This is a genomic window from Spirulina sp. LEGE 11439 (assembly GCF_059821285.1).
This window is the reverse complement of sequence record NZ_JCAMRX010000058.1, coordinates 3,668-19,053: the sequence shown is the minus strand read 5'-3', so window position 1 is coordinate 19,053 and position 15,386 is coordinate 3,668. Positions and strand designations below refer to the sequence as shown.

The following is a 15,386-nucleotide window of genomic DNA, read 5'->3' as shown; positions in this document are numbered from 1 at the left end:
AGCAAGCGCTTATCGAAACCATCTACGGCAACCCGCAAGGACTCAAACCCAGTCAGACCAAGCAACTCAAGCGGCTTTATCAACAACGCTTGCCTCAAGAATGCCTGACAACCCCCGAATTTGCCCAACGACTCGCCGCCATTAGTACCGAGATTAAGGATAATGTCTGCGCTTATGTCAACCGTCGGGGACAAGTCATGCGCGTGGGAGTGGGAACCCCCCGTCAAACGCAAATCCCTCCTCTCGAACTTCCGCGTTATGGGGCAGAACGTTTGTGTGGTATTCGCTGCATTGCCACGAACTTAAAATCCGAGATTCCTCATACTGCCAGTTTGACAGCTATGGTCATCCAGCGTTTGGATGCCTTGGTCGCCCTGAACTTGACCGGAGAAGGCTTTGAACGGCGAGGAGGTGGGGCAACCGGATATGTTGGGGAAACGTATTACGCTCACCTCATCCCGCAAACCGAACGCAGCGATCGCGAGCCTATTTACTGGATGCTATCTTCTCCTTTAAGTCTTGATATTTTAAGCCAGCAAAATTTTCTCGAGCTGGTGGAAGGACTCGAGGCAGAATTTCGTCGGGAATATATCGCCTTAGATGTTGACGAGAACCGCGATCGCGTCGCCATTGTCGGACTGCAAACCCAAAAAATGAGCGATCGCGCCTTTAGCGATGGCTTGGTGGAGTTAGAACGCTTGGTGGATACGGCGGGAGGGGAAGTCGTGCGAGTTCTCTCACAAAAACGCACTCAGCCCCACCCCCAAACCGTCGTCGGGGCGGGAAAAGTGGAGGATATTGCCCTCGCAGTGCAGACAATGGGTGCGAATTTAGTAGTGTTCGATCGCGACCTCTCTCCTGCCCAAGCACGCAACCTCGAACGCCAAATTGGTCTCCGGGTAGTAGATCGGACCGAAGTGATCCTCGATATTTTTGCCCAACGCGCCCAATCTCGCGCCGGGAAATTACAAGTCGAGTTAGCACAATTAGAATATATGTTACCTCGCTTGATGGGTCGCGGCTTAGCCATGTCTCGGCTGGGGGGTGGGATCGGGACGAGAGGACCCGGTGAAACAAAGTTAGAAACCGAACGCCGCGCCATTCAACGCCGTCTCACGCGCTTGCAAAAAGAGGTCAATGAGTTACAAGCCCACCGATCGCGCCTGCGCCAAAAACGGCAAAGCAAAGATGTTCCCTCCGTGGCGATCGTCGGTTACACCAATGCCGGAAAATCGACCTTGTTGAATGCCCTGACTAACGCCGAAGTCTACGCCGAGGATCGTTTATTTGCCACCCTCGATCCCACCACTCGCCGTTTAACCGTCAGCGATCCGGACACGGGAAAACCCTTTAATTTATTGTTAACCGATACCGTCGGATTTATTCACGAACTTCCCCCCGCTTTAGTCGATGCGTTTCGGGCAACATTGGAAGAAGTCACAGAAGCCGATGCACTTATCCATTTGGTGGATCTTTCCCATCCCGCGTGGGAAAGTCAAATTCGCTCAGTGATGAAAATTTTGTCAGAAATGCCCTCAGTACCGGGTCCGATCCTGTTGGTTTTTAATAAGTTGGATCGAGTCGGAAGCGAAGCCCTCGCCAGAGCCAAAGAAGAACATCCTCAAGCCTTATTTATTGGCGCTAGCGATCGCATTGGTTTAGAAAATTTGCGCCAAAAACTCGTACAATTGGTGCAGTGGAATGGGTAAAACGACAACAAAAATATGAACAGGCAAAATATTAGTAGCGGACGAGCTTGGGAATCTCTTGTCGGTTATTCTCGGGCAGTTCGCGTCGGGAATATGGTCTATATTTCTGGGACAACGGCGACCGATGAAAATAGTAAAATTATTGGCATTGGCGATCCCTACGCACAAACCGTGCAAACCCTCAACAATATTGAAGGCGCTTTAAAACAAGCTGGAGTCAGCCGGCAAAATGTCGTCAGAACGCGAATGTATGTGACGAATATTGATGATTGGGAAGCGATCGGACGGGCGCATGGGGAATTTTTTGCGGAGATTCGCCCAGCTTCGACAATGATTGAGGTGAGTCGCTTGATCGATCCCAATATGTTAATAGAAATTGAGGCAGAAGCGATCGCATGATAATTTTTTTGCGTCATGCTTTCGCAGCCATTTTTTCAACAAACCGCGATCGATGACCAAGAAACGTATTTGCGTCATGCTATAAAGTTAGAAAAATCGCGATCGCTAGATTTTCCCCTCCCAATTCTGTATCCTGAGATGGATCGGTAATGTCGGGGCTTCTGCATGAGCTACACTGTCACGGATATTAATGCTTTTCTCAAGCAACAAACCCCTTTTAATCGCCTTCCCGATGTGGCCTTAGCAGAATTAGCAGGAGGAATGCGCTTTCTACGCTATCGCATGGGACAGACGATTCTTTTGCGAGACAAACTGCCTCAAAATATTGTCTTGCTTTACGAAGGACAAGCGCGATTATTGGGGTACGATCCTACGACAAAAATGCCCTTGACACTCAAATTGCTGGAAGTTGGCTCTCTCGCAGGTTGGGTCGGAATTTTGCGGGGACTGCCTTGTGAAACAGCGATCGCCTCAACCGAAACAATCTGTCTCACCCTCGATGCCAAACAATTTTTACTCCTCCTCAAAGAATACCGCCCGTTTGCCGAATATTTTGAACAAAACGTTTCTCTGGCTGAAATCTTCGCCCTCCTCACCAAACAGGACTTTATTCAAGTCCAAGGCACTCGCGACCTCAAACGCTTGGCAACGAAAGCCAGTGAAAGCGTACAACTTTGCAATTTACCCCCCGGACGAACTTCTCTCACTAACCCTCTTTTAAAGCCCTTGTTAGATCCCGATTGGATTTGGTTAGTGAGTGGCGGCGGCATTATTGACAATATCTCTGCGGGGGAACCTTTAAAACTCGCAGAAAATCAGCGCGTTTTGAACGTGAAGGGTAAATTTCCCGCCCGTTTACTGGGTTTTCTTCGTGCAGATTTAACCAGTCAGCGCCGAACAGAAACGGGAATCCAAGACGCAGTTTCCTCTGACGGCGCAACTCCCCCCTCAGAAAATATCTCGGCGGTCATCCCCTACGCACCGGAAGTTCGCGAAGGATACTTGGCTTTAGAGACGCAGCCCCAACACAAGCAGATTAAGTATCCTCACGTTCGCGGCAGTGGCGAACTCGATGGGACTGTCGCTTGCTTCCAAATGCTCTGTCAATATTATAAAGTTCCGTTTCGCCGAGAAGTGATTCGCCGCGTATTGGCACAACAAGTCGAGCGTCAAGGAAGTTTGTCTTTGTACCACTTAGGTGCTGTTACCGAGCTTTTGGGACTCAATGCCCAAATGGTGAATATTCCCGCGACAACGATTACTCGGTTAGAACCTCCAATTTTGGTACGCTGGCAGGAAAGTTGGGCGATTTTGTACGAAATTAGCGATCGCCAACTCGTCATCGGTTCCCCAGAACTGGGCATTCTACGCCGCAAACCCGCCGATTTTATTGAAACATGGGAGAAATTCGGTCAAATTCTTCTCGTTCAACCCACGAAAGAAACGCCGAAAAAACGATTCGGTCTTTCTTGGTTCGTGCCGGCACTCTGGCGCTATAAAGGGGTTTTAATTGAGGTTTTTGTGGCTTCCTTTCTCGTGCAGCTTTTTGGGTTAGCCAATCCCCTCATTATTCAAATTATTATCGATAAAGTTATCGTCCAAAATAGCGCCGATACCTTGCAAATTTTGGGAATATTTCTCCTTGCTGTCGCAATTTTTGAAGCCATTCTCAGTACCGTTCGCACCTATCTGTTTGTTGATACCACCAATCGCATCGATATGACCCTCGGCTCGGAGATTATCGATCACTTATTGCGCTTACCTTTGCGCTACTTCGATCGCCGTCCCGTGGGGGAACTGTCCAGTCGCGTCAATGAGTTAGAAAATATTCGTTCTTTTCTCACAGGAACAGCCTTAACGGTGGTTTTAGATTCGGTTTTCTCTGTGGTTTATATCGTGGTCATGGTGGTTTATAGCTGGCAATTAACCCTTGTGACCTTATCAGTTATTCCCGTTTTTATTCTCATCACCCTGCTCTTTTCTCCGATTGTTCGCCAACAGTTGCGAACGAAAGCGGAACGCAATGCCCAAACCCAATCTCATTTAGTTGAGGTGATGTCGGGAATTCAAACCGTAAAAGCACAAAATATTGAATTGCGATCGCGTTGGCGCTGGCAAGAATTATACGCCCGTTACGTCTCGGCCGGGTTTAAAACCGTACAAACTTCGACATTAGCCAACTCCAGCAGTAATTTTTTAAACAAGTTTTCTGGCTTATTAGTTTTATGGGTCGGAGCTTATTTAGTTTTACAACAAGAGTTAACATTAGGTCAGTTAATCGCCTTCAGAATTATCGCCAGTTACGTGACCAGCCCCTTATTACGCCTCGCGCAACTTTGGCAAAACTTCCAAGAAGTCGGGTTATCTTTAGAACGATTGGGAGACATTATCGACACGCCTCAAGAAGCGGAAGAAGATAAAGGTAATATTCCCATGCCTCCCATTACAGGTCATGTTAAATATGAAAATGTCTCTTTCCGTTTTAAACCCAACACCCCTTTACAATTGGTGAATGTGAGTGTAGAAATTCCTGCCGGAAAATTTGTGGGAATCGTTGGTAAAAGTGGGGCGGGAAAAAGTACTCTAACCAAACTTTTAGTGCGGCTTTATGAAATCGAATCCGGGCGTATTTTTGTCGATGGTTATGATGTGGCAAAAGTAGAATTATATTCCGTGCGGCGACAAATTGGGGTCGTTCCTCAAGATCCTTTGTTATTCGATGGTACGATTCAAGAAAATATTGCCATGAATAATCCTGAAGCCTCTAGCGAAGAGATTATCGAGGCTGCAAAAGTTGCTGCTGCCCACGATTTTGTTATGGGTTTATCAAGCGGTTATAATACTCGCGTCGGGGAAAAGGGTGCCTCTCTTTCTGGAGGACAGCGACAGCGAATTGCGATCGCAAGAACCGTGCTACAACGTCCGGCTTTATTGATTTTGGATGAAGCCACCAGTGCGCTAGATTATCCCACCGAACAACAAGTTTGCGCGAATTTGGCTCGCGAATTTGGCGATCGCACGGTTTTCTTTATTACCCATCGCCTCGGCACGATTAAGCATTCCGATATTATTTTAATGATGGATTCTGGTGCAGTCGTGGAACAAGGAGACCATGAAGAATTAATGGCCTTGCAAGGTCGCTATTTTGCGCTTTATCAACAACAGGATGTCAAACGAGCTTAATCCGTTTAGGTTGATATATATATTGACTTTCTTGCGTTATTATGATAATCCTCAGATAATTTTTCTGTAGGGATGACACCACTAATAATATGAGCTTTATAGTCTTGAAAAGTATTTTGATGAAGTGATAAAACAATTGCTTTGCCTATAGCTTCTCGGTGCTTTCTTTTCAGAAAATCTAGTTTTTCAACCGCCAAAGCATATCGAGCCCATTGCATCGGCTGCGTATCGGCAATTAATTTGAGGATAGTCCCGATCGCACCTGAAAAATTGAGATCTCGGTTACAATCTTTAATGGCTTTCTCTCGCTCTTTTTGGGGTAGACATTCGAGTTTTGTTTGTAAATACTCCTCCAGAATATTCTGTTCGAATTCTACCATATTCAAGTCAAAATGAATCGCTGATATGGATTGAGTTGAAGTTGGATTTTTCGGATCTATAATCGCGTTAACATTCAAGAGTTTTCTCGCGATCTTCATATTCACGTCAAATAGTTTTTGATTGATGTCAGACAAAAGAGCGATCGCCGCTTCCGAATGCAGAATTTTACCTATTATTCTCTCAATGCACCCTACATTCTTAGTGTTTGTCACTTGAGATGCAGCACCAAAAAATCTGATTTTTCTCGGTAAGATTCCCACTGCGGCCAAAGCATCTATAACCGCATAATAATCACTTCTTTCGGCAATCGTCTTATATCTGTCTGGATAATGTTCTTGAGTGTTAGCGATTGCAGATCGAACAAAAGTATTATTGGTATGGGGAAGATTCTCAATTTCATTTTGCCAAAAAACGCGATCGCGATCGCGCCAATTTTTCCTGATGCTTAGGTCTCGTGTCAACATTGTCTCCTGTGTATAAAAAAACAATATAAGGTTAACTTAATTTTTTAAAATTCTTCTAAAACTAAATTGGGTCTCGAATACCTTTGTTGCGAATCCATGATTAAAGGACTTTCTGCACCGTCAATTTGTACGCGGATTAAATAACGCCCAGAATCGAGATTGCGGAGGCGAAAATGGAGTTCTCGGGTGTCGCGATCGCGTCGATGCGAGCGAATAATTGAACTCACTCCATCCTCAATGCGATTGATTAATAAAAATACCCTTTGTTCTGGAACGATAAGCATATCAACCTCAATGATTGCCAGCCGATAATCTTCTTCCTCCTCCTCTGATTCTACTCTTGCGACTCTCGGTTCTCCGACTATTTGCGGACAGATAATAATAGGAACAGTATTGGAAACCCCCCGAGAGATTTTTGCTTCGCGGATCTCTCCAGTTTCAGGATCGTTGCTTTCCGGAACAATTGTGCTATCGGCAAAAATTTGCAAGCTTTGTACCCCCACCCGCAACTCATCAACATGAGGAGATAATCGTAAGCGAATTTCAGTATCCTCAATGCGATCGGGGGTTAACGTCGCACTGCCAATTTGAACGCGAACGGTATCGCCGCGAAAATCTCGACCTCGGATCTGAATTTCGCTATTGGTAAAGATCGTGCGGCTTTCTCCTCGAACTGATTCCACTGTTTCAATAATAGGCCGAGAAACGGCAATATTAAACTGAGGAGCGCGTACGGGTAACGCAGCCTTACCAGCTTTTTCCCCCTGAATTAAAATAGCAGTAGCTTGATAAGCAAAAGATAAAGAATAGGGAATTTGAAAAAAGATCGACCAGATGCGCGACAATTCTTCCGCCGTCATCATCGCAGGAATAAATTTAACCAATTGAACTTGTTCTGCGAGGGTAGAATTCTGCAAAAAAGACCAACTCGATCCCGTTAACGTGGCACGAATTGTTTCTGGGGTAACGATAGGACGATCCACCAAAGCCCTTACCGTACTACCGAGTAATCGTTGCGGTTCTAGTTCTAATTCGTTGCCATAAAATGTTAATAAATAATGCAAATCTAGTCCTGCCTGCCCATGTTTGATTAAATCCCCTTTGGGACGGCGCGTTCTCAAATCGGCATTGCGCCATGCTGGATTCGGTGTCGCTTGATATAAATAAATATTAATTCCTGCTTTAGGAGGGCTACCACCTGCTCGATCCGGTCGTGCTGTCGTCACTGTTGCACCGGGCAAATCTTCGCGAATTTCCTCTAGTAAGATTTTTTGTAGGACGGCGGTGACGGTTGCAATAGCGAGATGATTGCTCATTGTATTGAATGATAAGAAATGAGAAAAAGTAACAAAAAATTAAGTGACTTTTTTGAACAACTTTTTCAGAGATTGGGATATGATATAGCCTAGTAAGCAACTCAGATAGACATTGCTATTATGGCTCGTTTAGATTATTCCGCTCCTGGGGTTTATGTCGAGGAAATGAACCGCGGCAGTCGCCCCATCGAAGGAGTGAATATGAGCGTCGCGGGTTTCGTCGGCTTTACCGAGGATGTGCGCGGCGATGCTCGACTCTTTGAACCTAAACTAATTACGGACTGGAATCAATATCTGGAATCCTTTGCCAAGACTGGCTCCGATGGATATACGGATTTTGATGCCTATCTGCCTTTTGCGGTGCGGGGATGGTTTGAAAATGGAGGGGGGCGATGTTGGGTCGTGAGTATCGGTACGCAACTCCCCACCTCAGATACTCCCACACAGGAGGCTGTTCCCACTCAAGCAACGACAGCAGGAAAGCGTCTTTGTTTGGAGTTTAAGTTTAAATCAGATCCTCCATCTGCTCAAAATGGAGCTTTGACTAAGACAGATAAAGGGACGAGTGGAGGTGCGATCGCAAAAGAGATTCCTCGCGATCGCCTTCAAGTATTGGTAGAATCTGACACTCCCGATCCCGAAAAAAGCGATGATGAAGAACCCTTCGATACAGGAGAATATTTTCAAGTCACCATCAAGCAAAAAGGAGAAACGATCGAAGGACCTTATCGTTATCTTTCGATGGATAAATCAACCATTGAGGGGACTTATGTGGAAACGGCATTGGCAGAATCGGAATTACTCGAGGCGATCGATATTTCCGGACTGGAAGGCAATGCGAGAGGTTCGGCATTGTCGCGGCGACCAGCGAATAAGTCCTATGAAGTCGTTCCGCCTTTAGAAGTCTATCCCACCAAAAAACTCTTCCCTAAATTGTATGGCAATCAGAAGAGAAGAACGGGAGTTCAAGGACTCTTTGAAATTGATGAAATTTCTACTGTTGCTTGTCCGGATTTAATGCTGGCCTACCAACATGGAATGCTCAATCTCGAGCAAGTTCACGGCATTATGGAGGTGATGATTACCAACTGCGAACAATCGACTCATCGCATGGTGGTTCTCGATCCACCGCCGGTCAAAGCACATGATACCCTTCCCGTTGCTCCCGAACAAAGTAAGCCGGAAGATGTTGCCAACTGGTTGCAAGAATGGGGGCGCCGTTCGATGTTTGCCGCCCTATATTATCCTTGGATTAAAGTTCCTAACCCCCGAGCCAACGGTGCAGGAATTTTTGTTCCTCCTTGCGGTCATATGATGGGAGTTTGGTGCAGCACGGATGAGAGTCGAGGAGTGCATAAAGCGCCGGCAAACATTACGCCGAGAGGAGTCGTTAGTCTCGCCTATAACACCAATTTCCGCGAACAAGAACTCTTGAATCCTATGGGGATTAATTGTATTCGCAAATTCCCCGATCGCGGCATTCGCATATGGGGGGCGCGGACTTTGGTCGAAAAGGATATAACGGAATGGCGTTATATTAGCGTGCGCCGCTTAATGAGCTATATCGAGCGATCGATTCAAGATGGTACGCAATGGGCAGTTTTTGAACCCAACGATGAAGATTTATGGGCGAGAGTAACGCGCACGGTGAGCAATTTCCTCGAACGGATTTGGCGAGACGGGGCATTATTTGGCTCTTCTCCCGAACAAGCCTTTTATGTTAAATGTAATGAGGAATTGAATCCCCCAGAAACGATGATTTTAGGTCGCTTGTACGTTGAAATTGGGGTTTGTCCGGTGCGTCCGGCGGAATTTATTATTTTCCGCATTAGTCAATGGTCTCCCAATGAAGATCGCTAGGTTTTGAAGTTGAAATTGTTTTCTAAAGGAGCATAACAATGGCTGAATCTGAATTATTAACAGGTTGTCGCTTTTATTTTGAAGCAGATGGCGTTTCTGAAAAGCAAGTTCTCGAAGTGTCCGGGTTATCGGTAGAATCTCCTCCGGCTGGAGATGGTGGCGTTTTTGGGTCGAGTAAAGGCGGTGCTAAACGCCGTCAAGCAACTCCCACCAGCGAAAAATTTACCCATGTCGCGGTTAAATTGGTGGCCACAACGGACAAAGACCTGTATGAATGGTATAAAAATTGCAATAGCAATGATGCGGGTTCGTCCAATTGGTCGGCTAATCGAAAAGCTGCATCGGTAAGTGCTTACGATCAAGCTGGGTCGATGAAGGCACGCTGGGAAATCATTCAAGCATACCCTTGTAAATACGAGGGACCGACGTTTACGGCTGGGGATTCTAATATGGCGAATGAATCTCTCGAGTTGGTTCACGAAGGAATTAAACGAGTTCAATAGTCTTGTTTGAAGAAACAGGAAAATGCACTTTTTATTCTATTTTTTACCTACGTTTCGTGCTTGCAGGAATTGTTTGTTTGTGTTTAAAAATGTAGGTTGGGTTAGGAGCCAAAACTCAACGCGATCGCCTTTCGTTGAATTTTGCTGACGTGCAACCCAACCTACTGATTGCAGTTCAGATTCGCAAAAATAATGTCTAACTTTGCAGAAATTCTTACGGCAAGTCGCTTTTATTTGGAGCTAAAGCTAGATAATGGCGATGATACAGTTGATGCAACTTTTTTAGAATGTCAGGGCTTTGAGCGCACTCAAGAGGTAATTAAGTTCGCTGAAGTGACTCCGCAAAAATGGGGAGAATCCAAAAAAGGACGTGCCATTCACACTAAAGTACCCGGATCTTCCGATACAGGGAATATTATTTTAAAGCGAGGGATGACGAATTCAACGACCTTGTGGCAATGGTTTGATGCAGTGGAGCAAGGAAATTGGGCGAAACAAGTACGAGATGGTTCTTTAGCCATTTACGATCAATCCGGACAAGAGAAAGCGAGATTTGAGTTCCTTGGTGCTTGGCCGAGTCGTTACAAGGTAAGTGATGTGAGTGCGAGTAGCACTGATATTGAAATTGAAGAGTTAGAATTAGCGGTGGAAACGTTTAAACGCACCAAATAAGAGCCTTTAATTTATGCAAACTGAATTTGAGTTTACGTTACCAACAGGGTATCTCGATCGCGAGGATAATTTACATCGTAAAGGAATCATGCGGCGATCGCGTGCGGTGGATGAAATTGAACCCCTCCAAGATCCGCGAGTGCAAGCAAATCCTGCTTATTCTACCATTGTGATTCTAGCGCGAGTGATTACTCGTTTGGGAGCATTGGAAGAGATAACTCCTGAAGTCATTGAAGCACTTTTTGCGGACGATCTGAACTATTTACATAAATTTTATCGTCAGATTAATGGTTTAGAAGAATAGCGCCTTCTCTCCTAATTTTAGAACCCATTCTTAAGATATTATCGTGGCACTTCCCGATCTCGTCAATCCAATTCTACACAAATTTAGAACACTAAGAAACTTCGTGCAGAATCCAGTACGAGTATTCTCTCAGCGTGCGCGTTTAGAAGGACAAAAAGCCTACGAAAATATTGACATTTCCAGACCAAAATTGAGACAGTTGAATGGACGAGAGAGACAGATTCTCGATCTTCCACCAGAATTAGAAAGCGATGCACCAACGAATAGGATTCAAGATACATTTGAGGGTAATAGTCAAGATCTTTTTCGTCAATATGAAAATGGAAAAGTTGAAAGCGATCGCGACTTTCCTTACGATCTACTTTCTTGCTATCAGCAAACAGAAGCAGTTCAAATTTATAAAGGTATTCATACTGAGAGCGATAAACCTATTTTTATCTTTGAATATTCTTGCGATCGCATCGATCGTTCTCGAGAAGTAATCGAAGAGAAACTGTCAGAATTAGTAGAAAGTTTTAGTTTGAGTCCCCTACAACGAGATAAATTTCGACTGATTATTCCTACCAATATTGCAACGCGATCGCCTTCAGAGAATATAATTTATGCGATCGCAGAACGGCCAAAGAAAAGTTGGACGTTGAGAGAACATCTCGAATATATTGAAAATATCGATAAAAAAAGCGCGATCGCTGTTCCTCAAGTAGTAAGATTTCTCGATCTCGTTCTACAAAGTTTATGGTTTTTACATCATTATCAACTGCGTTTATCCCAAGAAACACTACAACTCGGTTTAGCTCATGGCAACTTAACACTTGATAATTTATTATGGGTAGCTAATGAGGAGCAGAGTAATTTTGCAGGTCAAAACTTTTGGATTTATGTGTTTAACCTACAAGTATTTACCGATTTTCGTTATTTGCTGAAAGAAAAAGCCGCATCGCAGACTGAGAAACAGAAAGATTTACAGCATTTAGGAGAAATTGGTTTTAATTTATGGTTGGGAAAAGTAGAAACCATTAAATCTTTAAGAAGAGAAAACCTAAGTTTATTGGAGTATTTGCAGGAGAAAAAAAGTAAAACTTTATATGGATTTTTGCAAGATTTAGAAAGAGGAAAATTTACCAGCGCCGATCTCGCCAGAAATAAATTAATTTCTCTCAGAGACAAAATTGAGGAAGAATTTCAAGAAAGTTTAGATCGCGAACATTTTATTTTACCTTTAACACCTTTAACACCTCTAAAAACGAAAAAGCGCATTAATGGATTAGTAACGATCTCAGTTTTTTGCGGTGTTTGTTTTCTCATATTTGTTCTTGCTAGAATTCCCCTCAGACCTCTCGGTGTAGAACTTCCTAACCCTACCAATATATTCTCTCAAGAACCAGAAGAAAGAATCACAGAAAACCATGAATGTTATATCGCTAACATAGAAAGATCGGAAATTCTTGTGAATTCCCCTCAACTTGGATTAATTGAACGAGAAAGTACTTGGGAACGTATTTTCTCAAAGACGGGATTAGTTGCTGCTAATGATACTAATCTTGAAACAAAATTAAAACAACGATTGAGCTTAAATTATGATAATATCTTTGTTAAAGAAACAAATAATTCCAATATTTTAAAAATCCTTGAAAATCAACAGCAACGTTTTGCTTTGATGAGAAAAATGGAGCAATCTGAATTGAAAGAGTATGGTTTACAGCAAACTATTGTTGCTTACGATGCTCTAGTTTTCTTTATTCCTTTTAATAATCATTATGTTGTCAAGCAAAATTTTGATAATGATTCGATAATAGAGCCAACACAACTCGAAAGACAAATCTATTTAGACGGAAAAATTAACTTCGATCGCTTTCTCATCAACGAGAATGATCTGAGAATTATTCGAGATCCTCAAGATAATCAAGAAGAAAGTTCTGATGCGATCGATTATATTCCATTTGAAAGAGATGTGAGAACTTTTTTTCTAGAAAAAATGCAGGAAAAACAAGTAGGAAATATTGAGTCATTACAAAATTGGATGAACCAGAAGTTCAACGAACAAAAACAACAGATTCAAAGTTATAAATCCTTAACAACCTACGATATTTTTGGTACAATGTTTGCTGAATATAACAACAAAAGAGCAAGAAGTTTGGGGTTTGGTTGGCTGAGTATGGTATTAGGTCAATGCTCTGTTTATCCTCTCGCTTATGGTCAGCAAGTTGTCAAGGATAATTACGATCGCGGACTTTCTCCACAAGTCGATCTCTGCGATGATAAAGGGAGTTACTGGGGAAATCCCGATCAAATTGAAAAATATGAATTTAGCTATCCGTTAGCAGTAGTTTCTTCTCCAGATTCCGAAGCAGGTCAAAAGTTTGCTAAAATTCTTTTAACCTTGGAAGGACAGTTTTTATTGCGAGAAGCTGGATTAATTCCTGTAATTAATCTTCCCAATACTACAGCACAAGTTACAATTAAAGGAGGACAATGCCAGATTTAACAGAACAACAAATTACCAAACTTGCCGATCGCATTAAACAAGATCCGCTTTTATTACAAAAACTCACCGATCGTGTTTATCGGTTAATGCAAGAAGAAGCCGAAAATCAGCGCGATCGGCAAGGAAATTCAAGGAGGTTAACATAATGACTGAACAAGGAAATCGCACGGCGAATTTGGTAACAACCAACCGCTTTTATGTGGAAATTGAAAGCAATATTGCAGCATCTTTTAGCGAATGTTCGGGATTTTCTGCAAAGGTACAATCCCAAAAGCATTTTGCTGGCGGTGCAAATAATCAACAGCGTGTTATTCTCGGTCAAGTCGAGTATTCTGATGTAACGCTGAAGCGAGGAGTTACCGACGATCTAGGTTTTTGGAATTGGGTCATCTCCGTGATGAAAAAGCCGACAAAACGACGTAATATTAATATTTTATTATTTAATCAAGCCGGAAAAATAATGCAATGCTGGACATTAATTGGTGCTGTCCCGATTGAATGGAAAACTCCCGATCTCAAAGCAGATGCGAATGATATCGCCATTGAAGAATTAACCCTTGCTTACGAAGGATTGCAAATTTCGCGATCGCAAGGAGGAGGTGCGATCGAAGGAGTAACTCGCCATTCTTCAGGAGATTTTATTGAGTCAAGGATTAGAAATGGATCGCAATAAATGCTGAGTATATTATGATTTTAGCACCTCTCGGACACAATTATATTAAGTCTCCTTTAGGACAACCCATTCAACGAAAAAAATTGGGTCAGTCAACATTACCTTTGGGTACTTCTCCACTTCCTTCTATTGCTAATTTAGAAGAGAGTGGAACAATGAGAAATTGGAGTTATTCTCCTCGAGATGGATGGGGAATGGGAAATGGGAAACAGAGTTCAACTGGTCCAATTCAAGCACGTCAAGACTCTTCTTTCTCGACTCCTCAAACAATCAATAAAAATATTGTCTCCAAAAGCAACAATATTTCGGAAAGAATAACACCAGAAATTCAGCGATCGTCCTCAAATATACCTCCCCTATCCAGTCCTCAAATCTCTCAAAAAAATATTATTTCAGAAAATAAAAATATTGCAGAAAGTACAACTCCAGAAATCCAGCAATCGCCTTCCGATCCTTCTCTCTCAGAACTTCCGGGATATCAAGATGTTTATTCAAAGAACAATATTCAATCTAGTCCAAAGATTTCTTTGGGTAAATTCACCTCCAATATAATTGATAATACTGTTCCGATTGCGAGAAAAGTTATTCAACGAGTGAGTGAAATTACCTCGCCAAAATCTTCTGATTTTTCTCCTTTAGAATCAGTTCAACCTCAAGAGGAGTCTTTAGAAACTCCGACTCCAGAAATTCAGCGATCGCTTTCGGAAACTCCTCCCTTATCCAGTCCTCAAGCAACTCATCAAGATATTGTTTCCGATAGCAATAATATCTCAGAAAATACAACTCCAGAAGTACAGCGATTGCTTTCTGAGACTCCTCCTTTATCGACTCCTCAAACAAACAATCAAGATATTGTTTCTGATAGTAATAGTATCTCAGAAAATACAACTCCAGAAGTACAGCGATCGCCCTCAAACATTCCTCTTGCAGAACTTCCGGGATATCAAGATGTTTATTCAGAGAATAATCTTCAACCTCGTCCTAAATTTTCTCTGAGTAAATTTACCTCCAATGCAATTGAAAATACCTTGCCCATTGCAAGAAAAGTTCTTCAACGAGTAAATGAAATTGCCTCTCCGAAACCTTCTAACCTATCCTCTTCAGAATCAGTTCAACCTCAAGAGGAATCTTTAAAAAGTCCGACTCCAGAAATACAGAGATCGCCTTCTGAAACTCCTACCTTATCGACTCCTCAAGCAACTCATCAAGATATTGTTTCCAATAGTAATAATATTGCAGAAAGTCCGACTCCAGAAATACAGAGATCGCCTTCTGAAACTCCTACCTTATCGACTCCTCAAGCAACTCATCAAGATATTATCTCCGACAGTAATAATATTGCAGAAAGTCCGACTCCAGAAATACAGCGATCGCTTTCTGAGACTCCTACCTTATCGACTCCTCAAGCAACTCATCAAGATATTATCTCCGACAGTA

13 protein-coding genes are annotated in these 15,386 nt (G+C 43.0%); 11 read left to right on the top strand and 2 right to left on the bottom strand.

Annotated elements, in window-relative coordinates; all coding sequences use genetic code 11:
• The first annotated feature begins 11 nt into the window (after nt 1-11).
• From hflX to AC6RV6_RS25565, 3 genes are all read left to right on the top strand, one after another.
• A complete protein-coding gene (gene hflX / locus AC6RV6_RS25575) occupies nt 12-1,709 on the top strand; it encodes a GTPase HflX (RefSeq protein WP_500243728.1) in 1,698 nt (565 codons plus the stop codon).
• Nucleotides 1,710-1,724: 15 nt separating this feature from the next.
• Nucleotides 1,725-2,108, top strand: coding sequence for a RidA family protein (locus AC6RV6_RS25570; protein WP_500243714.1), 384 nt, complete (start codon nt 1,725-1,727; stop codon nt 2,106-2,108).
• A 165-nt stretch (nt 2,109-2,273) separates the two neighbouring features.
• Nucleotides 2,274-5,291 (top strand): peptidase domain-containing ABC transporter, encoded by a 3,018-nt coding sequence (locus AC6RV6_RS25565; protein WP_500243713.1) that lies wholly within the window; start codon nt 2,274-2,276, stop codon nt 5,289-5,291.
• 5 nt (nt 5,292-5,296) lie between these two features.
• Here AC6RV6_RS25565 and AC6RV6_RS25560 read toward each other — a convergent pair whose 3' ends face one another.
• Both AC6RV6_RS25560 and AC6RV6_RS25555 read right to left on the bottom strand, forming a co-directional pair.
• Entirely contained in the window at nt 5,297-5,932 is a 636-nt protein-coding gene (locus AC6RV6_RS25560; RefSeq protein ID WP_500243712.1) for a hypothetical protein, read from the bottom strand.
• Between the two features lie 248 nt (nt 5,933-6,180).
• A complete protein-coding gene (locus tag AC6RV6_RS25555) occupies nt 6,181-7,452 on the bottom strand; it encodes a Pvc16 family protein (protein WP_500243711.1) in 1,272 nt (423 codons plus the stop codon).
• Between the two features lie 120 nt (nt 7,453-7,572).
• Between AC6RV6_RS25555 and AC6RV6_RS25550 the strand changes: the two genes are divergently transcribed.
• The 8 genes from AC6RV6_RS25550 to AC6RV6_RS25515 form a co-directional block, all read left to right on the top strand.
• A complete protein-coding gene (locus tag AC6RV6_RS25550; protein WP_500243710.1) occupies nt 7,573-9,312 on the top strand; it encodes a phage tail sheath family protein in 1,740 nt (579 codons plus the stop codon).
• Between the two features lie 38 nt (nt 9,313-9,350).
• Nucleotides 9,351-9,815: a phage tail protein gene (locus AC6RV6_RS25545; protein WP_500243709.1), complete on the top strand. Its 465-nt coding sequence runs from the start codon at nt 9,351-9,353 to the stop codon at nt 9,813-9,815.
• A gap of 192 nt (nt 9,816-10,007) precedes the next feature.
• Nucleotides 10,008-10,487: a phage tail protein gene (locus AC6RV6_RS25540; RefSeq protein WP_500243708.1), complete on the top strand. Its 480-nt coding sequence runs from the start codon at nt 10,008-10,010 to the stop codon at nt 10,485-10,487.
• 13 nt (nt 10,488-10,500) lie between these two features.
• Complete coding sequence (locus AC6RV6_RS25535) at nt 10,501-10,791, top strand: hypothetical protein (protein WP_500243707.1); 291 nt, start codon at nt 10,501-10,503, stop codon at nt 10,789-10,791.
• 103 nt (nt 10,792-10,894) lie between these two features.
• On the top strand, nt 10,895-13,276 hold the full coding sequence (locus AC6RV6_RS25530; protein WP_500243706.1) for a hypothetical protein: 2,382 nt from the start codon (nt 10,895-10,897) through the stop codon (nt 13,274-13,276).
• Nucleotides 13,264-13,422, top strand: coding sequence for a hypothetical protein (locus AC6RV6_RS25525; protein WP_500243705.1), 159 nt, complete (start codon nt 13,264-13,266; stop codon nt 13,420-13,422). Before AC6RV6_RS25530 ends, AC6RV6_RS25525 begins: the two co-directional genes overlap by 13 nt.
• A complete protein-coding gene (locus AC6RV6_RS25520; protein ID WP_500243704.1) occupies nt 13,422-13,949 on the top strand; it encodes a phage tail protein in 528 nt (175 codons plus the stop codon). Before AC6RV6_RS25525 ends, AC6RV6_RS25520 begins: the two co-directional genes overlap by 1 nt.
• A 14-nt stretch (nt 13,950-13,963) precedes the next feature.
• A partial coding sequence (locus AC6RV6_RS25515) for a hypothetical protein (RefSeq protein ID WP_500243703.1) occupies nt 13,964-15,386 on the top strand: 1,423 nt, incomplete at its 3' end.